Here is a 19,410-nt window from a genome sequence, read left to right on the forward strand (position 1 = left end):
CATGCACTATCAGGATCAACTGCGCGTCGGCGCCGCGCAGATCAACGCCAGCCTCGGCGATGTCGATGCCAATCTCGAGCGCCATCTCGCGTTCATTGCCGACGCACGCCGCGCGGAGCTGGAATTGCTGGTCTTCCCCGAGCTCTCGCTGACCGGCTACGGCCTGGGCAACCGGGTGATCGACGTGGCCTGCCCGGCTCATGATCCGCGCCTGGCCGAGCTCGCCCGCGCCGCCGGCGAGATGCAGGTGGTGGTCGGCTTCGTCGAGGAAGCCAGCCCCGGCGAGTACTACAACGCCCTGGCGATTCTCCAGCACGGCAAGCTGCAGGCCGTGCACCGCAAGCTCAACCTGCCCACCTACGGTGGCCTGGAAGAAGGCAAGCTGTTCACCCACGGCAGCGAGCTCACGCATCTTCCGGTGTGCCCCGGCTGGTCGGTGACCCCGCTGATCTGCGCCGACCTGTGGAATCCGGGGCTGGTGCACGCCGCCCTGCTGGCCCGCCCCACCGTACTGTGCGCACCGATCAACTCGGCCTCGGGCATCGTCAGCGACGACTTCTCCAACGAGCAGAACTGGGCCGTCAACCTGCAGTTCTACGCCATGACCTACGGCACACCCGTGATCATGGCCAACCGCTTCGGCCCCGAAGGCGACAGCCACTTCTGGGGCGGCTCGCGCATTCTCGGCCCGCGCGGCGACACCCTCGCCCTGGCCGAGGACGGCGAAACGCTGATCGAAGCCCAGCTCTCGCGCACCGCCATTGCCCGCGCCCGCTTCGAGCTCCCCACCCACCGCGACGCCGATACGCCACTGGTACGCGAATTGATGGACGGCTATCGCTGAACCCGGCCCCAAACGACACTCGGCGCCTCCCAAGGGAAGGCGCCGAGTGCATGTGAAGCGGGATCTAAACAGTCAAAGGCGAATCAGTCGCGGCGATACGTCCCCACCAACCGGCTCATGCCAAGAATATGCGGCTCAAGCTCGTTGAGCAGTTCCGGCTGCGTCAGTCCCTCGGGCAGTTCGGTGAGGGTATCCAGCGCCAGCACCCAGAAATAATACTGGTGCGGCCCGTGGCCCTCCGGCGGCATGGCACCGCCATAGCCGATAGCGCCACCATCGTTGATGCCGGCAGTGCCTGTCTTCGTGCCCTCTTCCAGCGAGGTGACATCCGCCGGCAGGTTGTAGAGAAGCCAATGCACGTAGCCGTAGCTGCCATCCTTCACCAGCGGCGCATCCGGATCGTGGCAGATCACCGCGAAGCCCTTGGTCCCCGCCGGCGCATCCTTCCAGCTCAGGGCCGGGGATACATCATCACCTTCCGCCGAATGACGCTTCGGAATCGCCCCATTCGGCGTGAAGGCGGTGCTTTCGACTTGCATGCTGGACGGTGCAAAAGGCATGGCGATCCTCCCATGAAACGCATTGAAACAATGAACCGAGCGACGCCCTCACGGCGGCTCTTCCCCATAAGGTGATGGCGTAAGTGGAGGATTCAACCCGTCGGGCGGACAGTAGGCAAGGATCAGCACTATATGCCAAGGCACCGATCCTTCTATGTATAACTCTCCAATAACCGGCGCGCGGATTTTTGCGCGTCCGGCGCCGCAGGCGCGCAGTTGATTAGCTTGTTAATTACTTTTACGTAAGAATTCGAAATCAAGATCATAAGCGTCGCAGGCTCGACTATAAATGTTTTCATCACCTTCATCGTGTGCAGCCAATGTAAGATAGTAGTTTTCTCCGTTGTACTTTTTAAAAACAATCCATTCTCCGCTAACCTTCTTTTTCTCAACCCTTTTTTGAAATGCTCCAACTGTGCTTTCGTGAGCCATAAATTTAATAAACTCATCATCTATATACCCAGATTTATTATTCGCAAAAGCTTTATTTATAACCTCCTTTAAATTCTCATTTCCGCCAAACTCATAGCCAAAATGAGCCCCAAGGTTTTTCATTATAAATCGCGCATCAGTAAAATGCTTTTTCATGAGTCCTTTCAAAGGCTCTCTATTAAAGGCGGAAGCAGTTTGAGTAGAAGATACCTCCTTAAGGCCTTCTAGGAACTTAACCTCATCTAGTATCTGGTGAGTATTAATAACTTTATTTGCCTGCATTTGCATTACCTGAGCAATGAAGATGCTGCTAATCCGAGAGATATCTAAGCCATAGAAACCAAGATCATTAGCAGCAAATTCTTCAAGGTCTTCTCTACTTAGTGAAATTTTATTCATTGGTTACAACCTTATCGCCCGGCTCACGCGCCGGTTTGGAGCCGCGAAGCGCGGAAAATCGGACACTGTGCAGCCGATTGTTAAGCGTTCATTTACCGTCGTCCCATGAATTCAAAAAATCTGCCAACACATCCCCATGACACGACTCCGGCTTACAAAAACACCCCAAACGCTTCCCTGCCAACTTGTACACCTCATTCTTGTCTTTGTTTGGGAACTTCTCAAAAACAAAATCATACTTATACTTCCTTATAACCTCTTCTCTGTCTTCACCGTCTTCATACATTGAATATGGGTTTCCCCAATACGATCCCCGCCCAATGTACTCGTACTCAGGCGTACTTTTTAGACCCTTATATTCTGGCTCACGTTTAATATTGATTACTCGAGTAATAGCAATATTTATAAAACGAAGAGGAACAGAGTTTTCTATGAGTAGCTTAACCTCTTTTGGAAACTCTTCACCGTCGTCGAAAACAATTGCGTGGGTTATGTCGCTCACACTCCAATTCTCAGATTGCAGAGTCGAACCAACCTTCTGGCTCTCATCAGAAATCCGTTGGATAAAATCATTTTCATCCGATGGATAAATCAACTCAACCGCATCTGAGGCAGAGAGTATTTTTTCAACTTTCCTATGGAACTTTTGGTAGCATTTGAAAAGTTTCGGATAAAGAACTAGGATTTTTTTCATCAGTATAAATGTTTAACTTTGAGGTCCAAGTCAGAATACTCGTTTAAATACTCCACAACTAGCCGTCTGTGACAAAAATGCGGTTCGTGTTCGGAGCACAGCAAACACCCATGGTCTAGGAGCGAAGGCATGATTGATTTCTCGATATTTCTTTTCGCCATCAGGTTAAGGAATTTATCCTCATATCGCTCCCATGGCATATCACCCTTTTTATATGCGTTAAGAATATCTTTTGTAGGTGCTAATTCTGGCAAATGCGCATAATCAGCACCACAAAGTTCTTTCAAAAAAAACTTCAGATCATCCCTTTTTGCAAACCCAGACAATTGAGACACATTATTGAGACGGACATCAATCAAGGTCTTGACTTGCGACACCTTGAGGAATTTAAAGAACTTTTCCGCGTTCTTTTGTGTAAATCCAATCGTATAAATTTTCATAGTGCTTCCTACTAAAACACAGTCGCAACGAGCTTAAAGCAGTCGCCTTGGTACTCTTCGCCGAGGCTCACACATAGAATTCCTTTAACTGCCTCGTTGTTTTGAGTGATTCTGTCAAAGCTAGGGTCCGTAACAGCGAGATCATAGTTAGTGCCGCGATATAAAAACGATGCTCTTCGTCGGTTATACTGATTTCTGTATAAATTCAAATTGTCGACAGCCATTAGATACAAGGATTGTCCAACTACAATCTGTCCTGATAAAATGAGTGCGTGTGGCACTCGATCTGCATTACCCCATATATCGTCAGGTTGATCCAGGTACTGGTTTAGTTCTCCGTCTGAAATCCTATAATTTTGCCGCCACATAGATCCGTCTATTACATAGTTTTCTGGCTGGTGCGCCAAGGGAACATGAGCAGAAAAGCCCATAAGAACTTTCTGCAAAGGCTTCACATTGAAAGTTCCATGTGGGTTCTGACACTGAGCTTGCGCGTGACTCAATTCCGCACCATTTGTATTCGAGACCGGCCGCACCCACTGGCCAGTAGCAGTGCATTTTCCAGCAACACAGTGCTGATGATGCTTCACGGAATTTGCCAGAATCACTATTTCAGCGTTGTTCATAATCCCCTCCAAACTTGAGCTGCGACGTAACGCTTAACGCCCAATTAAGTAGTGAGCAACGCAATACAAAAGCTACCGCATTACGCCATAAACACAGAACTCACTGCAAACCAAAACTGCCACGCGTTGCGAATCGGCTTGATTTGTTTGTTAGCTGTTTCAGTCGCTGATCACTCTTTTGTGAGTAATTGTCGGGTCCCGTGTGATTGACTACCCGCTTGGTAAATAACTCAGGACGCTTGGTCTGCCATTCCTTCATCATCGCAATCGGTGATTGATGGTGCAGCGCCTTCTGCGGGATGTGGTGATTGTACAGCCAGGTGTAGCGTTTGAGCGTCTGCTCCAGGTCCTCGCCTGAGGTATAGCGCCGAGTCGCCAGCACATCGCTGATACGGCCGTTGAAGCGCTCCACCATGCCGTTTGTCTGCGGTCTTCCCGGCTTGATCAGACGGTGCTCGATACCAAGGGCCTGGCACTCTTGGTCAAACGGGTGATTCCCGCTGGGCTTGCGCTCCCCCGCCCGCGTGAAGCGATCGGTGAATGACTTGCCGTTGTCGGTCAGTACCGTCTGGACCTGGAAGGGAGCCTTCTCCTCCACCCGCTTCATGAACGCCCGCGCATCCTTCGCGGACTGGCTGCGTCTCACCTCCAGATGGACCCAGCGCGTGGCGCGATCGATGGCGACGTACAGGTAGCGTTTTTGCTCCTCATCGGGCATCCGGGGCAGGTGCTTGATGTCGATGTGCACGTAGCCCGGCTCATAATCTTTGAAGGGCTTGTGCCGGGGTTTCTCATCGTCGCCCGCGTCCCGTCTAGACAGCTCTGCCAGTGTCGGCACCTCGCGCCGCTTGAGCATGCGATGCAGACCAGAACGCGACAAGCCAGGATTGAGGAACTCACGCGCCACGACGAGCAGATCATCCAGGCCGAGGCGCAGGAATTCGCGCGCCGCGATCAGCACCTCTTCCTGTTCGGAAGTGAGCGTGGCCAGCAGGTTGTGACGCGTGTGCGGTCGGTCCTGGACATCGTCACGGTACCGCCAGCGCCGGATGGTCGAGACGGCGACGCCGTACTGGCGTGCTAGCTCGCTGTCGCTGATGCTGGAAGGCGCTGCCTGGATCTCGGCCCGGATCTTCGGAGTGGTGGTCGCCTGTTTATGTAGCTTGATGTCCATATCCTTGCTCCCGGATGAACTGGTGAAGAAGCTCCTTGGCGGCCAGCAAAGGATAACTTCTATAGCTCATCTGATCATCCGGGACCCTACAAGTAATGTGCAAATCCTTAGCAGCGAATTTAATACCAATTACACTGAAAATTTCATCAATTATTTCTTTGTCAGACTTACCTGTTATCCTTTTAGAATCGCCTACAAGAATTCGCATAGTGTTCAATGCACAGCACCCTGTAAACAAATACCTTTTGTAACAATTTTTCAATAAGGCCCTATTTTCTTTAGAAACTTCTTCGTTTTCTTTTATCTCTAAGCAGTAATCTACAAGTGCGACAAGCTGTGTTTGCAAAGATTTTGCTGCATATCGTTGCTCTTTTGTTAATAGTTGAAAGCTGTTTTCTATTGCGCTATTTAAAAAATAACAATTTGTTTCTCGGGGGATATAGTACCAAAATTGATTTGTCTTCGGCTCATTTTTTTCCTCCCAATAGGTTAGATTATCTAAGCATGACGCAAATTTCTTTAGCCTATTTGGAAGTTCTTCAATTTCGTCATTGAGCTCCAATTTCAAATTATCATATATTTCTTTAGCTTTAGCTTTGTTCTTTCTTTTTTCGATGTAAGGAGCTAAATACACACCAATCAGCAAAGTAATTACTGGTAAAATTGCTTTAGCTTCGAACATTCGAACTTCCTTTTTTAAATATTTAACTGATGAAATTATGATATATGCTGAAACTTAAATGGCAGCTAACAGGTACTAGACAGCGCGCTCGTTTTCCCACTTGAACGAGCAGGCGCGTTCAATAATCTTATCGAGCCAGCCCTTTCGCTCTTAAGCTTTTGATTTTAAAACATACTAAGAACAGTTCGGCGCGTTATGCAGAATTCGCGTGCCTGCTGCCTTTACCGGCTCTATCACCTTGAAACCAGCACGCCCCGCTGCCGTGTGAGCCACGCTACCGCCATGCAAAGCACTGAACGCTTCACCACCCGGTTCATTAGGTTGTATCGGCAGCACCAAATAATACTTAACCTAGCTTAATTTAACGTCGATTAACATACCGCCACACGAAAGGCGTAGTCACAAAAACGCCCGCGCCGGTGTGAGCGGCGCGGGCGTGGGGTTCAGCCGTGAGGGGGCAGGAGGGGAAGCTGAACTGAGCGGTTTCCTGGTCACTGCGCTTCGCTTCCTACCGGCTGGTTTTCCGGCGGTCCATCGCCGCGGCAATGTCCTCTTCGTGCTCTTCGCCCCAGCCGCAAAGCGGCTCCATGGCCCGCACCAGACTTGCTCCGAAAGGCGTCAGCGAGTAGTCGACGCGCAGCGGAATCTCTCCATAGTCGGTTCGCTGGACGATGCCGTCGGACTCGAGCTCCTTCAACTGCTGGATCAACATTTTGTCGCTCACGCCCCGGACGCTTCGCTTGAGCTCGCCGTAACGCGTCGGGCCCTTGTCTAAAAAGAACAGAATCAACGGCTTCCACTTCCCGGAGATCACGTGCAGCGTCGCATGCAGGCCGCAAATGAAACGTGGGTTTTCTGATTTTTCGTTCGCCATAACGGGTACTTACTAAAAGGTGCATACTTAAACATTTGTAAGTGGCTTATATATCGTGAAAGCGAATCGAGTCAACACATACGGAGACCCAACCATGAGTCGGCTACACGGTAAAATCGCATTGATCACAGGCGGAGCCAGCGGCATCGGCCTGGCCTCGGCCCAACGCCTTATCGAAGAAGGCGCCTTCGTCTTCATTACCGGACGGCGCCAGGACGTCCTCGACAACGCGGCTGAGGCACTGGGATCCAACGCCCGGGGCGTCCAGGCGGATGTGACAAAGCCGGAGGATCTCGATCGCGTATTCGACACGATCCAGAAAGCAAAGGGGCACCTGGACGTCCTGGTGGCCAACGCAGGCGTCGGCGAATTCGCCAGTCTGGGACAGATCACCGAGGAGCACTACGCCTACATCTTCGACATCAACGTCAAAGGCACCCTCTTCACCGTCCAGAAGGCCCTGCCCCTGATGAAGAACGGCGGCTCCATCATCCTTACCGGTTCCACGGTCGGCAGCATGGGCACCCCCGCGATGAGCATCTACAGCGCCTCCAAGGCGGCCGTTCGAAACCTGGTGCGCAGTTGGGCCCATGATCTCAGGGGCACCGGTATCCGCGTGAACGTCATGTCTCCTGGCCCGACCAAAACAGACAAGCTGATGGAACTCCTCCCATCCGAAGCCCTGAGCGAGATGAACCGGACCGTACCGCTTGAGCGTCTGGGCGATCCCAAGGAAACCGCAGGCGCGGTGGCGTTCCTGGCGTCCGACGACAGCAGCTTCATGACGGGGAGCGAGGTGTTCGTTGACGGGGGCTACGCGCAGGTTTAGGACTAGAGCGAGAACAGGAGGCAATGAACCAAAAAGGGTCAGATAGATTTCAAATCGGTCAGCTTGGTTAAAAAAAATCAACCTGCCCTATTTATATTGATCAATACAAAATCGAGCTGCCCCTTTGATTTTGGCTTCCCTTGCACATAACGCTTTGTATGAACGGCGCCCGCCAGGGGCTTTCGGTGGAGGTCCATCGGGCCGGAACGAATTTAATGCACTTGTCGGGCGCACACTCATGGAAACGAGAACATGTTGACAAGTAGCCCGTTCGGGTCCGCTACCATAAACCGCCTCATCCCGAACTCCTCATCGCATAGGTCGTGTGTCAATTCGAAACCACGGGCCTTCACTGCAGCGTATGTCGCCTCAACATCTTCAACCTGTACCGAGATGAGGACGCCCTGTGCAGGGTGCTGGAAAGACCGTGGGGTAAACTCATGGTCGAGGCGCATGATACCGATTTGCAGTTCCGGCTTGTCGGGCGACGCCATCTGGATGTACCAGCCCTGATGCTCGAATCCAACGACAAAACCCAGCAACTCTTTGTAAAAGTCGCGGGTCTCTTCCATCTTGTCAGTACAAATGTTCGGAAGCAGCCTCGTAACGGCGATGCCTTCAGTCATAGCTTACCCGCTTGGCTTGATCAGTGTTCGATGCTCAACGCCCGGCTCACGTGCCGGTTTGGAACCGCGGAGCGGCGGAAAATCGGTCACAGTGCAGCCGATGGTTAGGTTTATCTCCGCTTCCGCTCGCTTCGCTTGGCAATTTCAGGAACTGAATCAGCAGGGCTAGCAATAGTGGACATCGATACCCCTTCTTCATCTTTCAGAACAACACTGAAACAGTGAGCCAAAGTCTTTCCGGTGGTTCTAGCCATATCAAGCGCCTCTTCAATCTTTCCCCCTGGAATTCCACCATCCGGAGCCTTGATAACCGATTGCATATGAATTTGGCCATCTTCTGGATCCGACGCAGAAACAGAATCTTCTAAAAATTCATCGAAGTTGTTTTCGAGCTGATCCATTCGCTCTTGCATTCCTTGTCCGCCAGGACCAAAACTATGCAAAAATCCGGAGTCTGGGTCATTTTCCAAACGAATCTTGAGCTGGTCGTTCTCCGAAAAAGGGATGTGAAAATCATTGAAGTTAATGAATTGCTGCCCGTCGATTCTCATTTGTAAGTGCCAGTGAGGAAATTCAGTTTTAGCCCCCACGTGTCCGGCGAAATCGTTGTTAGAGCAATCCAGAGTCCACTCAATATTTTTCCACTTTATGGTGATCTCAAAGATCTTACGCTCACTGCTTTCTTCCTTCAGGTTATTTATGTTTTTGCTACCTGATTCAGCATAGGCGACCCAGCGCAGAAATGCTGATAAGGCATATAAATCGAAATTCTCGAATACTTTCGGAAAGTCCTTTTTCTTGAACTTGCACCTACGGAGTAGCCAATGAAGGCAAGGGTGATCTTTGCTAATGGTAGCGAAGGGTTTGCCGCAGAGGTAACACGCATCTTTTTCGTAATGCTCTAAAAAATTCTCATACTCAGCTCCGTATCGCTTTCTTTGAGCCTCGAAGTGAGCCAACGACTCCTCCTCAGAAAGCTTGCCTATAGAAGCCTTAATTCCTTCAGCTTTGTCTTGGAGATCACTGCTCATCGATTTCCCTCAAATACCTAAAGCCTGAGTTAAGCTGCACCGCGAAGCGGCGTCGGCTTAAATGAATTGTTAGGCTTGCTCCTAGTAGAGACCACGAGTGAGTACCTGATAGAAGGTGCCATTGCCGGCAAGCCCGCCACGATCCAGAATACGGACTAGAACAGAGCCGCAGTTCTGACACTGCATGAAGGTATGATCGGTGTCACCTGCAGGACCGCCATTGATATGCACGACCTGACCGATCTCGACACAGGCATCAGAAGGCCTACCAGCTGTGCAGTCAGCACATTTGCTATTGTGGTTGATAGTCATCAATCCTCCCTAGCAGCCTAACGCCAGCGCACAACGGCGCCCTTGGAATGGAGGCGCAGCCGCAATGCAAAGGGCGTCCGGCGGCCCCCGGGCCGCGAATTGATGCGCCTGGTTAGATGCCGTTTACCCCGGTAATTTATTGCGGCACCCAATACTGAATGCCCACTCCCGATACTTTGCACCAACGCGACCCATGGCGCTAGGAAACAGAACACTGTATGGGCAGATGGTGCACGAAATTTACGCCGGATTGCCCCGCGACCTGAACACCGAGCTACCCGCCAAAACCGATGACTGACTGGCGGCTGTGTTTTGCCTGCAAACTACTCCAAGCCCATAAGCGACGATACCAGGCATTTAACGCCCGCCATCACCGGTGACAAAACCGTAGCAGCGCGGAGGTTTTGGCATCCGGTGAATGGCCTGGTTAGCGTTTTCGATCGCGAAAGACGACAACCCCCCGCAAATCTTTATCTGGTCCATCGAAATCCTGTCCACGCTCCTGCTCGATGACCATCCACACATAATTCGGAGGGCGTTCACGAATACCAATTTGCGGCGCTTCCTTTGGTTTTCGCCCGGAAGGCTTGATTCCAAGTCCTTGCTGTAAAAATGACCAAACTCGCTCTGGCAAGTCCGAACCACCGTAGCCTGCACAACACACTAGGCAGTGCCACGGCACAGCACACTCCATAACTGGCGCCAAACCATCTTCGTGAGAGTTTCTTCGCAAAGCATCAACATGTTTTGTCGCAAGCATGGAACAGCCGAAATTTTCCATCGCTGGGCCAAAACTCCCGCAAGGCCACCAATTACGGAGGTGACCAGTGGACCAATGAGTGAATACGCAATACAGCGGAACCAAACCATCTTTTGCAGCAACACGTTTTAATTTTTCAGCTTGGTATGTTCTTCCTTTTCTATAATGCAGGTGCTCAAAGCGGTTAGAAGAAAGCTTTAGAATTTTGGCTTGAACCCGAATCCCTAGCCACTTTGTCATTGATCCGTCAGTGAACCACCACTCCCAATCTGCGCCATTAACTCCTTCCTGTGGCCGAGTGAAAGTTCTCGTGAAAACTTCATCAGCATGTCTATCTTTAAGCTCCAGCATATTGATATCAGTGAGGGTTTCTTCTAGTGGCTGATGCCCAATGCGTCGGGCTCGCCCCAAATGGGTCCACGTGCTGAACGACAACTCCCGAAAAGTCTCACAAAGTGTCAATTAGAACCTCCATGTTGAAGAAATACGCTAACGCCCGCATTTGCGGCTGGTTTGGAGCGCAGCGGAAAACCAGTCCGACAACATGCGCTTGTTAGAATTGCTGACTATTTTAATATCAAAATTTCTACTTTTAATCATCGATAGTAGAGTATTTTTTCATGTTGCACTATTAAGCTTGCATAGCTGCTCAAATGATATGCAATTTTGCTTTGCTACAAAGTTAGTTTCTTCGGCTTCTTCAGGAAGCATGTATATAACATCCAAAGGCAACATACTTCCCGCATCTCTTATTTCTGACTTGAGCTGTGACAAAGCTATACCTGAGGGTCCAATTATAAGTATATCGAAGTCACTACCGACACCTGCTAGAGATGACCCGAACATGTAAGCATGAAACTCAGATAAAGTTGGGCAGGACATCAATATGTGTTTTGCTACTTTAGACGCATTCATTTGCTAACGGCCTCGCATTAATTGTTTTAACTCTTCCCATTTCACTACTTCACACCCAAGCTCCAAGCCGGCATTTATTGCTTGCTGAGTTGGACTGCCATTGGGATTTATGTTCCAGGCAATATCAATTGGGCCAAATTGATCCCAAAAAGTTCGTATGGAATCTGCGGTAGGCTCGTACTCCATAATCATGCCAACACGGTAGTTTTTCCCACTTTTTAACGACATAGTAAAAACTCGGTCGTACTCTCGATTTAATTCAGCAATTGAGCCCATTTGCCTTATGAGCCTATATGAGAAAAAGTATAGTTTATGTTCAGCTTTTATAAAATCACCGGATTCGACAGCATCACTTAGCGAACCTGCATTACCCCATCCAATTTGGTTTTCTTGTGCATACTTTATAGCCTCTCCTTCCCATATGCATTCCTTTCTATAGCCACAAAGAAAGTTCATCCTTGGAAAATAAGAATGATATTGAGCTACTAGCTCCCGCGTAATTTTGTATGATGCAGAGATGATTGCAATTACTTCGCTTCCATCATGAAGCTCTATTTTAATAGCATCATCTCGGATATGTTCCGCCGAAACTAAACTTGTGTTCTCATGCAGATATTCAAGAGCGAATTTAATTTGCCACATCATGAAAAAATTCCGTCCATAGCCGCTGGGTAGCGGAGTGCTTCTCCGGCAACACCACCAATATGTCGCGCTGCTAAACCTCTAACATGCTCCTGATATCGAGCAAAAGTTTCTTGTTCATCAGGATCCATGTGACATTGGTTTTTCTTAATAATTGCTTCGATGCGAAAATGGTTCGGAAGAATTACTCCTCGCATCCTATTTTCCCATGTCTTGGCTGCTTCAGATTCTGGGTTGTAATCGAAGCTCCCCCCATCTACAGGGGCATATTCTTTCCATATAGCCTTGTTTTCAGCCATAGCTGCAGCCACAGCCTCCCTAGCTTGATTACGATCCTCGTAAGTTTGTATTCCTTGACTGTGAGCCAATGCTACTAAATGTTTACTTTTCCAACCTAGCAATGTACTCCTACTGAAACCATCTGGCGCCTTATCGATGATTGTGTGACACGTTGGGCACAGTAGTATGAGGTTTTCAAATGAATCTGCCTCAAATTCTTTAGTAGGTCGCTCTTCATGACGCGGCCCTTTTTCTCCATGAGGTATAACATGAGCCATTTCTGCAATATGTTTTTCACCGCCCATTTCTGCTGGGTAAAGCGGTTGAAGACAATCAGGGTTTTGACAATAACCTGCTGAATCAGAAAATAGCCGTAATTTGATTTCAGTTGATATTGCTTTACGTGATGCCATGAGTTACTTCTTCTTTTTTCATAAGTTCTTCTTTCGTTGGCACATAGAATTCTAACGCTAAGCGCACCGGTGGCTTTGACTTAGCGAAGCGAAGGCAAGGCCATCCGCGTGCCGCGCATTGTTATGTCTTGCCTGCCACATTCAGGTAAATCAAAGTACCACCCACTGCAAGGCTCAGAATACCTATGATTATCGAGGTTCCGATAGCCGTCCATGTCGCTCGCATTTGGGATTTGAACCTTTTCTCCTCGTCAGGGATAAAATCATTCTCAACGAGATGTTTAAGTGGGCGGGTCGGAATAATTTCTTTGTCATAATATTCAGCAACCAAACCGGCAAGGCTCTTATCATTTAGCTTCCAGCGATGCGCAGGAAGATTCACTGCACCTAAACCGAATTCTATGATGTTTCCGCTGGAATTAGCTGGCTTGTAAGTAATCACCAGATCATGCTTTTCCAAGTAACGAAACAGTGCCACATAGCTCAGTATCATCTTGGCAATGCTTTCTTGACGGCTACCCATTAGCCGGACCTCGTCGTCCGATGGAGTTTGGCCTATCGCCTCGAAAAGTAACTCGGCAGATAACGTTGTGCGATCCATTGAAAATCGCACACCTTCAAGTCCACGACCATCAATTAGATTAACAATATTTCTCGAATAACCGTCGCTTTCGACAAGCCGACGTATTATTTCTTGCTCTTCCTCACTAAATCTTCTCATATGCTTCCATAGACATAACAGGTATTAGACAGCGCGCTCATTTCCTCACTTTAACAAGCAGGCGCGTTCAAAAATCTTAGCAAGCCCGCTTTGTCGCTCTTAAGCTTTTGATTTTAAATACACTAAGAAAAGTTCGGCGCGTTATGCAGAATTCGCGTGCCTGCTGCTTTTGTCGGCTCTGTCACCCTGGAACCAATACGATCCCCTGCCCCGCTACCGCTTCGCCCACGCTACCGCCAAGCGAAGCACTGAACGCTCCACCACCCGGTTCATCAGGTTGTATCGGCAATACCAAACAATACTGAACCTAGCTTAGTTTAACGTCGATTAACATAGCGCTACACGAAAGACGTGGATACAAAAACGCCCGCGCCGGTGTGAGCGACGCGGGCGTGGGGTTCAGCCATCCGGGTGGTTCAGGAGGGGAAGCTGAACTGGGCGGTTTCCTGGTCGCTACGCTTCGGCCAGCGTTGGGAGATGGCCTTGCGGCGGGTGTAGAAGCGCACGGCGTCGGGACCGTAGGCGTGCAGGTCGCCGAACAACGAGTCCTTCCAGCCGCCGAAGCTGTGGAAGGCAACGGGGACCGGCAGCGGAACGTTGATGCCGACCATGCCGACTTCGATGGCATCAGCGAAGCGGCGCCCTGCTTCACCGTCACGGGTGAACACGCAGGTGCCGTTGCCGTACTGGTGGGCGTTGATCAGGGCGATGGCGTCCTCGAAGGTCTCGACGCGCACCACGCATAGCACCGGGCCGAAGATCTCGTCGCGGTAGATGCTCATCTCCGGCGTGACGCGGTCGAACAGCGTGGCGCCGAGGAAGTAGCCGGGCGAGCCTTCCACCAGCGGGTGCTCACGGCCGTCGACCACCAGGTCGGCGCCGGCGCGTTCGCCCTGCCCGATGTAATCGGCGACCTTGTCGCGCTGGCCTTCGTTGATCAGCGCGCCCATGTCGAGACCGCGCTCGGTGCCCGGGCCGATCTTGAGCTCGCGGGCCTGGGCGGCGAGACGCTCGACCAGGGCGTCGGCGGTGGCGTCGCCCACGCACACAGCCACGGAGATCGCCATGCAGCGCTCGCCGGCACTGCCGTACGCGGCGCCGATCAGGGTGCTCGCGGCGTTGTCGAGATCGGCATCCGGCAGCACCACGGCGTGGTTCTTGGCGCCGCCGAGCGCCTGCACCCGCTTGCCCTGCTGGGTGCCGCCCTCGTAGATCTTGCGGGCCACGGGGGTGGAGCCGACAAACGACAGCGCGCGCACTTCGGGGGCTTCGATCAGCGCGTCGACGGCCTCGCGGTCGCCGTGGACGACGCTGAACAGCCCCTTGGGCAATCCGGCTTCGTCGAGCAGTTCAGCCATCTTCACGGCGGCCGAGGGCGTCTGCTCGGAGGGCTTCAATATGAAAGCATTGCCGCAGGCCAGCGCCATGGGATACATCCACAGCGGCACCATGGCCGGGAAGTTGAACGGCGTGATGCCGGCGACGACGCCCAGCGGCTGATGGTTGGACCAGGTATCGATGCCCGGCCCGGCGTTGTGGGAGTACTCGCCCTTGAGCAGTTCCGGCACGCCGCAGGCGTACTCGACGTTCTCGATGCCGCGCTTGAGCTCGCCCATGGCGTCCTCAAGCACCTTGCCGTGTTCCTCGCTGACCAGCGCGCAGATCTCGTCGGCGTCACGCTCGAGCAGGGTCTTGAAGCGGTACATCACCTGGGCACGCTTGGCCGGCGGCATGTCGCGCCAGGCGGGCTGAGCTTCACGGGCGGCGTCGATGGCGCGTTGCACGGTGGCGGTATCGGCCATCGCCAGGCGGCGAACCGGCGCGGCGGTGGCCGGGTTGAGCACGTCGATGGTGCGCTCGCTTGTCAGCCGCTCGCCGGCGATCCGGTGGTATACGTCTGTCATAACAACTTTGCTCTATCGAATATGGGCGTCATGTCGGGATACGGGTACGCTTAAGGAAGCGCTGAATAAATCGGCGAGCGGCGTAAAGCACGAGGCGTACGGAGCACAGGAACCGGAGCCTATGGGGTATAGGTGAGGATTCCGCGCACCGAACAACGAAGTGATTTGCCCGCGCAGACATTTATGCAGTGTTTCCTCAAAATTCTCTGCCGAGCAGGGCCTCACTGAACGGATAGCGCGAGAGTTTTTCGATGCCGGTGTCGGTGACCAGCACTTCCTCTTCGAGCTTGACGCCGTCGGCGCCGCCGACCTCGCCGATGTAGCTTTCCACCGAGACCACCATGCCGGGCTCGAGGATGCCGTCCTTGGAGAAGCGGTCGAAATCCATGTGGTGGGCGACCAGCGGGGTCTCGCCGTGCATGCCGACGCCATGGATGATCGAGGGATAACGGCGGTCGAGAAAGCGCTCGGGAATCTTCCAGGCGTTTTCGGCGATCTCGCGGTAGCTCATGCCCGGTTTGAGGATGCCCATGTTGTGGTGCACCTGGTCATAGGCCATCCGGTAGAGACTCTGCTGATAGGCGGTGGGCTTGCCGGGGCCGACATGGAAGGTGCGTGAGAAATCGGAGTAGTAGCCGTGGCAGCCGATGGTGTCGGTATCCAGCGCGACCAACTCGCCGGGGCGGATCACCCGGTTGCTGGCTTCGTTGAACCAGGGGTTAGTGCGCGGGCCGGAGGACAGCAGCCGCGTCTCGATGAACTCGCCGCCCTGGCGGATGACATCGCCGTACATGATGGCGAACAACTCGTTTTCGGTGATGCCGGGCTTGATCGCGGCTTCCACCTCGGCCACGGCGGCCTCGCTGCCGGCCATCGACTGGGCCAGGCAGGCGATTTCCTCGGGCGTCTTGATGCGCCGGCAATGCAGGGTGTCCTGCATGCAGTCATAGACATCCAGCCCCTGGGCTTCCAGCGAGCGGGCCAGATTCATTGTGCAGCGGTCCATGCCGATCTTTTTGTTGCCCTTGCCGTGCTCTTCCATCAGCTCGGCGATCTCGATGCCGAACGGGTCGGAGGACATGTTGTCGCGCTGATTGACGGCGGACCACACCACCTTGGAGGTGCGCGCTTCGTCGATGGTCTCGAGCCAGGTGGAGACGTGCGCGCTGCCCGGGTATTCGAACAGGATCACCGGCCCTTCGAGCGGCACGTAGATGTAGCGCGTGGAGTTGCGCAGGAAGTAGCCGAACATGTTGCGCGAGCCGGTGGCGTAGCGCTGGTTGTACGGGTCGAACAGCACCAGCGCGGCGTAGCCCTGCTCGGCCATCATCGCGCGTAGACGTTTGAGGCGCCCGCCGCGCAGTTGTACCGGGTCGAAGGCGGTGGGAATGCTGTCGCCGTTAGCCATGGGGGCGGAAGGTACGACCGGGATAGCGTTGGGTTCGTTGTCGGTCAGGTTTTCGAAGTCGACGATGCTCATGATCAAGCTCTCTATGTCTATCTTTATAGGGCCGCGAAGGCGTCTTGTTAGGGGCGGCAAGCGCAGGTACGTTTCGGACAGCGCCTAGTCGGCTAGGCTATCGCTGCGCTGCATGCCCTCTTCCAGCAGACGCTCGTGAACCGGCGCCATGCGCCCGAAGATGCGCTTGGCGCGCTCGGGGCGGCCGATGAAACCCGGCTCCTTGGCGTAGGCGAAGATCACGGTGTGGCGCTCGCGGTCGCCTTCCACCGGGGTCACGCGGTGCAGCGAATAGCGGCCGAAGAAGACCTGCAGGTCGCCCGGCTGGAGATCCAGCGACTTGATCTGCGAACGGTCGCCGTCGATGACCTTTTCCACCCCTTCGAAGTTCTCGCCCTCGGGGCTGCGGATGCCCGGCGCGTACTCGAACCGACCGCCGCCGTGGGACTGGCGCGTCATCATGGTGACGATGAATTCGTTGGTGTCGTAGTGCCACGGATGCTGGCAGCCCTCGCGCAGCACGTTGACGACCAGGTCGGCCAGCGGATCGGCGTACTGGTGAATCTCTTCCATGCCCACCACGCTGGCGATGAAGCGCTGGAAGCCGGGGTCGGAGTAGACCTGACGAATGATGGTGTCGGCGTCGATGCGGTCCCCGGCGACGAAGCCGTTGGTGCGGTCGCCGAAGCGGTTCTTGGGATGCGAGGCCGGCAGGCTGGGGTCGCCGTCGCTGTTGTAGGGATTGGTCTCGGTCTGGTTGTAATGCGCTTCCGGCGAGAGTCGCTCGGTTTCGCGTTCCAGCCGTGTCAGGGCCTCGTCGGGCACGAAGCCCTTGAGTACCACGCAGCCGTCCTGACCGAGCTGGGCACGGCACTCTTCGATAAGGGCGCGGCCGCGCTCGCCGTCCAGCTGGTCGATGGGATAGCGCTCGAGATCGATCAGACCGTGAAGTGCGTTGTCGTTTGCCTGCATGGCGTTGGCTGACATGCGGATCTGCTCCTGACTTTTTCCAATAACGTATGGACAGGGTAGAGAGGCAGGTTCAATAATAGAAATGAATGGTTAAGATCAAAAAGATTGCAAAGGCTCATAGATCATGGACACCGACCTGCTCCGCGCCTTCGTCACCGTCGCCGAGTGCGAGGGCTTTAGCGCCGCCGGCAAGGTGCTGCATCGCACGCAGTCGGCGGTCAGCCTGCAGATCAAGCGGCTCGAGGATCAGATGGGCGAGTCGCTGTTCGAGCGCACCAGCCGCAGCGTCATGCTGACCCCTTCGGGCGGGCGCTTGCTGCCCTACGCCCGGCATATCCTCAAGCTTCAGGACGAGGCACGGCGGGTGATGGGGGTGGACCGCCAGGGCGAGCTGATCCGCCTGGGCACCTCCGAGGAACAGGCGAGTACCTACCTGCCCGAGCTACTGCCGCGTTTCGCCGCTCACTTTCCCGAGGTGCGCCTCGAAGTGAGCTGCAGCATCAGCGGCTCGTTGGTGCATGACTTCCAGGAGGGGCTTCTGGATGTCGCGCTGGTGGTGCGCCATGGCCCCACGCAGACCGGTCGCCTGCTGGGCCGCGAGCCTATGGTGTGGGTGGTAGCCGAGGACCGCGCCATCGACGACTGGGAGATTCTGCCCCTGGCGCTGAACCCCGAGGGCTGCATTTTCCGCGCTCATGCGTTCGCCGCGCTGGGGCCCACCGAGCGGCGCTGGGACGTGCGCTATTCCAGCCGCTCCCCCACCGGCATCAATCTGCCGGTACAGGCCGGGCTGGCCGCCACGGTCAAGACCCCGCGCAGCGTCCCCGAGGGCTGTCGCATCGTCGGCGAGGAAGAAGGTTTGCCGCCGCTCGGGCACGTCGAGATCGAAATGCACCGCACGCCGGGCCACTCCAGCGACGCCTTCGTCGCCTTCTGCGACGAGCTGGAGAGCATCGTCACCGCGACCGACTCGCTGGAGTCGCTGGAATACGTGGCCGCAGAAGGCTGAACGCAACACGGCGCCCCGAAGGGCGCCGTTGGCGTTTGAGAGCCTCGTGGGCCAAAGACGACGGCAATTTCTGCTCACGGCGCTCACTATGAAAAGCCACTCAGGACGGTGTCACGCACGTGTCATCGTTCGTTGCATAGGCTGAGACCTCATCCCTCACACAACAACGCGAGGTCTCATGAATATCATCTCCCCTTTCCTGATCGCCGCCAGCTTACTGTTCACCGCGTCCGCCCAGGCGCAGCCGAACGTCTTCGACTATCCGCAACCCGATGACGCACCGGCCAGCTTCCATGTGGTCAACGAGATTCCCGCCGGGAGCTTCACCAAGTACGAGATCAATGCCGAGCACGGCCAGTTGATCGTCGACCGTTATGTCTCGATGCCGGTCCGCTATCCCGCCAACTACGGCTCCATCACCAGCTCGGCGGGTGGCGATGGCGACCCGCTGGACGCGATGGTGCTCACCCGTGACAGCATCTATCCCGGCGCCGTGATCGAGGTCCGGGCCATCGGCGTGCTGCGGATGGTCGACGACGGCGAAGCCGACGACAAGATCATCGCCGTCCCCACCGACGCCGTGGATCCCAGCTACGCCGATATCGAGGGCATCGAGGATCTCCCGGCCATGCAGACCGAGCGGCTCAATGCCTTCTTCCGCGTTTACAAGGACCTGCCGGAAGGCGGCGATATCGAATTGAACGGCTTCGGGGATGCCGGCGAGGCGCGTGACATCCTCTCCCAAGCCTTCGACGCCTACCAAGCCCAGCAGTAACGAAGGGCGGCCCTGGAAGACCAACGGCGCCCCGCGGG

Annotated in this window: 22 protein-coding genes and 1 pseudogene; 4 read left to right on the forward strand and 19 right to left on the reverse strand. The window is 54.2% G+C overall.

From position 1 onward, the window contains the following. Position 1: 1 nt before the first annotated feature. A complete protein-coding gene (locus SR908_RS02590; RefSeq protein WP_246924816.1) occupies positions 2-844 on the forward strand; it encodes a nitrilase-related carbon-nitrogen hydrolase in 843 nt (280 codons plus the stop codon). 83 nt (positions 845-927) lie between these two features. On the opposite strand, the gene SR908_RS02595 is transcribed toward SR908_RS02590, so the two are convergent. The 8 genes and pseudogenes from SR908_RS02595 to SR908_RS02630 all read right to left on the reverse strand — a co-directional run bounded on the left by SR908_RS02595 (position 928) and on the right by SR908_RS02630 (position 6,725). After that, a complete protein-coding gene (locus SR908_RS02595) occupies positions 928-1,404 on the reverse strand; it encodes a YbhB/YbcL family Raf kinase inhibitor-like protein (protein ID WP_075370137.1) in 477 nt (158 codons plus the stop codon). A gap of 228 nt (positions 1,405-1,632) precedes the next feature. Next, entirely contained in the window at positions 1,633-2,235 is a 603-nt protein-coding gene (locus SR908_RS02600; RefSeq protein WP_246924819.1) for a hypothetical protein, read from the reverse strand. Between the two features lie 88 nt (positions 2,236-2,323). Next, entirely contained in the window at positions 2,324-2,929 is a 606-nt protein-coding gene (locus SR908_RS02605) for a DUF4326 domain-containing protein (RefSeq protein WP_246924822.1), read from the reverse strand. Then, positions 2,929-3,369 carry a DUF488 domain-containing protein gene (locus SR908_RS02610; RefSeq protein ID WP_246924825.1) on the reverse strand — a complete coding sequence of 147 codons (441 nt, stop codon included), beginning with the start codon at positions 3,367-3,369 and terminating at the stop codon, positions 2,929-2,931. Before SR908_RS02610 ends, SR908_RS02605 begins: the two co-directional genes overlap by 1 nt. Positions 3,370-3,380: 11 nt before the next feature. Beyond that, positions 3,381-3,995, reverse strand: coding sequence for a dual OB domain-containing protein (locus SR908_RS02615; RefSeq protein WP_246924827.1), 615 nt, complete (start codon positions 3,993-3,995; stop codon positions 3,381-3,383). 190 nt (positions 3,996-4,185) lie between these two features. Continuing rightward, positions 4,186-5,169, reverse strand: a pseudogene (locus SR908_RS02620) (IS481 family transposase); the annotation flags it as partial. After that, complete coding sequence (locus SR908_RS02625) at positions 5,150-5,851, reverse strand: hypothetical protein (RefSeq protein ID WP_322527384.1); 702 nt, start codon at positions 5,849-5,851, stop codon at positions 5,150-5,152. The gene SR908_RS02625 and the pseudogene SR908_RS02620, both read right to left, overlap by 20 nt. A 508-nt stretch (positions 5,852-6,359) precedes the next feature. Beyond that, positions 6,360-6,725 carry a winged helix-turn-helix transcriptional regulator gene (locus SR908_RS02630; RefSeq protein WP_246925291.1) on the reverse strand — a complete coding sequence of 122 codons (366 nt, stop codon included), beginning with the start codon at positions 6,723-6,725 and terminating at the stop codon, positions 6,360-6,362. 94 nt (positions 6,726-6,819) lie between these two features. Between SR908_RS02630 and SR908_RS02635 the strand changes: the two genes are divergently transcribed. After that, entirely contained in the window at positions 6,820-7,554 is a 735-nt protein-coding gene (locus tag SR908_RS02635) for an SDR family NAD(P)-dependent oxidoreductase (RefSeq protein WP_246925294.1), read from the forward strand. Between the two features lie 236 nt (positions 7,555-7,790). Here the strand turns inward: SR908_RS02635 and SR908_RS02640 are convergent, their stop codons facing one another. The 11 genes from SR908_RS02640 to SR908_RS02685 form a co-directional block, all read right to left on the reverse strand. Next, a complete protein-coding gene (locus SR908_RS02640) occupies positions 7,791-8,180 on the reverse strand; it encodes a VOC family protein (protein ID WP_246925297.1) in 390 nt (129 codons plus the stop codon). A gap of 110 nt (positions 8,181-8,290) precedes the next feature. Beyond that, positions 8,291-9,211, reverse strand: coding sequence for a hypothetical protein (locus SR908_RS02645; protein ID WP_246925311.1), 921 nt, complete (start codon positions 9,209-9,211; stop codon positions 8,291-8,293). 81 nt (positions 9,212-9,292) lie between these two features. Then, positions 9,293-9,523 carry a hypothetical protein gene (locus SR908_RS02650; RefSeq protein WP_246925313.1) on the reverse strand — a complete coding sequence of 77 codons (231 nt, stop codon included), beginning with the start codon at positions 9,521-9,523 and terminating at the stop codon, positions 9,293-9,295. 427 nt (positions 9,524-9,950) lie between these two features. Next, positions 9,951-10,745, reverse strand: a complete 795-nt coding sequence (locus tag SR908_RS02655) for a DUF6615 family protein (protein WP_322527385.1) — start codon at positions 10,743-10,745, stop codon at positions 9,951-9,953. 156 nt (positions 10,746-10,901) lie between these two features. After that, a complete protein-coding gene (locus SR908_RS16735; RefSeq protein WP_378075682.1) occupies positions 10,902-11,198 on the reverse strand; it encodes a nucleotidyltransferase domain-containing protein in 297 nt (98 codons plus the stop codon). A gap of 3 nt (positions 11,199-11,201) precedes the next feature. Beyond that, complete coding sequence (locus tag SR908_RS02660) at positions 11,202-11,843, reverse strand: hypothetical protein (protein ID WP_246925320.1); 642 nt, start codon at positions 11,841-11,843, stop codon at positions 11,202-11,204. Next, the gene (locus SR908_RS02665) at positions 11,840-12,532 is read right to left on the reverse strand and encodes an HNH endonuclease signature motif containing protein (RefSeq protein ID WP_246925323.1); all 693 of its coding nucleotides are present in this window, start codon (positions 12,530-12,532) and stop codon (positions 11,840-11,842) included. Before SR908_RS02665 ends, SR908_RS02660 begins: the two co-directional genes overlap by 4 nt. A gap of 121 nt (positions 12,533-12,653) precedes the next feature. Further along, entirely contained in the window at positions 12,654-13,253 is a 600-nt protein-coding gene (locus SR908_RS02670) for a hypothetical protein (protein ID WP_246925326.1), read from the reverse strand. Positions 13,254-13,669: 416 nt separating this feature from the next. Further along, on the reverse strand, positions 13,670-15,157 hold the full coding sequence (locus SR908_RS02675; protein WP_246925329.1) for a CoA-acylating methylmalonate-semialdehyde dehydrogenase: 1,488 nt from the start codon (positions 15,155-15,157) through the stop codon (positions 13,670-13,672). A 196-nt stretch (positions 15,158-15,353) separates the two neighbouring features. Further along, on the reverse strand, positions 15,354-16,637 hold the full coding sequence (locus SR908_RS02680; RefSeq protein WP_246925333.1) for a M24 family metallopeptidase: 1,284 nt from the start codon (positions 16,635-16,637) through the stop codon (positions 15,354-15,356). Positions 16,638-16,721: 84 nt separating this feature from the next. Then, positions 16,722-17,603, reverse strand: a complete 882-nt coding sequence (locus SR908_RS02685; RefSeq protein ID WP_075368694.1) for a HalD/BesD family halogenase — start codon at positions 17,601-17,603, stop codon at positions 16,722-16,724. 109 nt (positions 17,604-17,712) lie between these two features. Between SR908_RS02685 and SR908_RS02690 the strand changes: the two genes are divergently transcribed. Together SR908_RS02690 and SR908_RS02695 are read left to right on the forward strand one after the other, a co-directional pair. After that, positions 17,713-18,597, forward strand: a complete 885-nt coding sequence (locus tag SR908_RS02690; RefSeq protein WP_246925336.1) for a LysR family transcriptional regulator — start codon at positions 17,713-17,715, stop codon at positions 18,595-18,597. Between the two features lie 178 nt (positions 18,598-18,775). Continuing rightward, positions 18,776-19,372, forward strand: a complete 597-nt coding sequence (locus SR908_RS02695; RefSeq protein ID WP_246925339.1) for an inorganic diphosphatase — start codon at positions 18,776-18,778, stop codon at positions 19,370-19,372. Positions 19,373-19,410 lie beyond the last annotated feature (38 nt).

The organism is Chromohalobacter canadensis (assembly GCF_034479555.1).
Classification (GTDB): domain Bacteria; phylum Pseudomonadota; class Gammaproteobacteria; order Pseudomonadales; family Halomonadaceae; genus Chromohalobacter; species Chromohalobacter canadensis.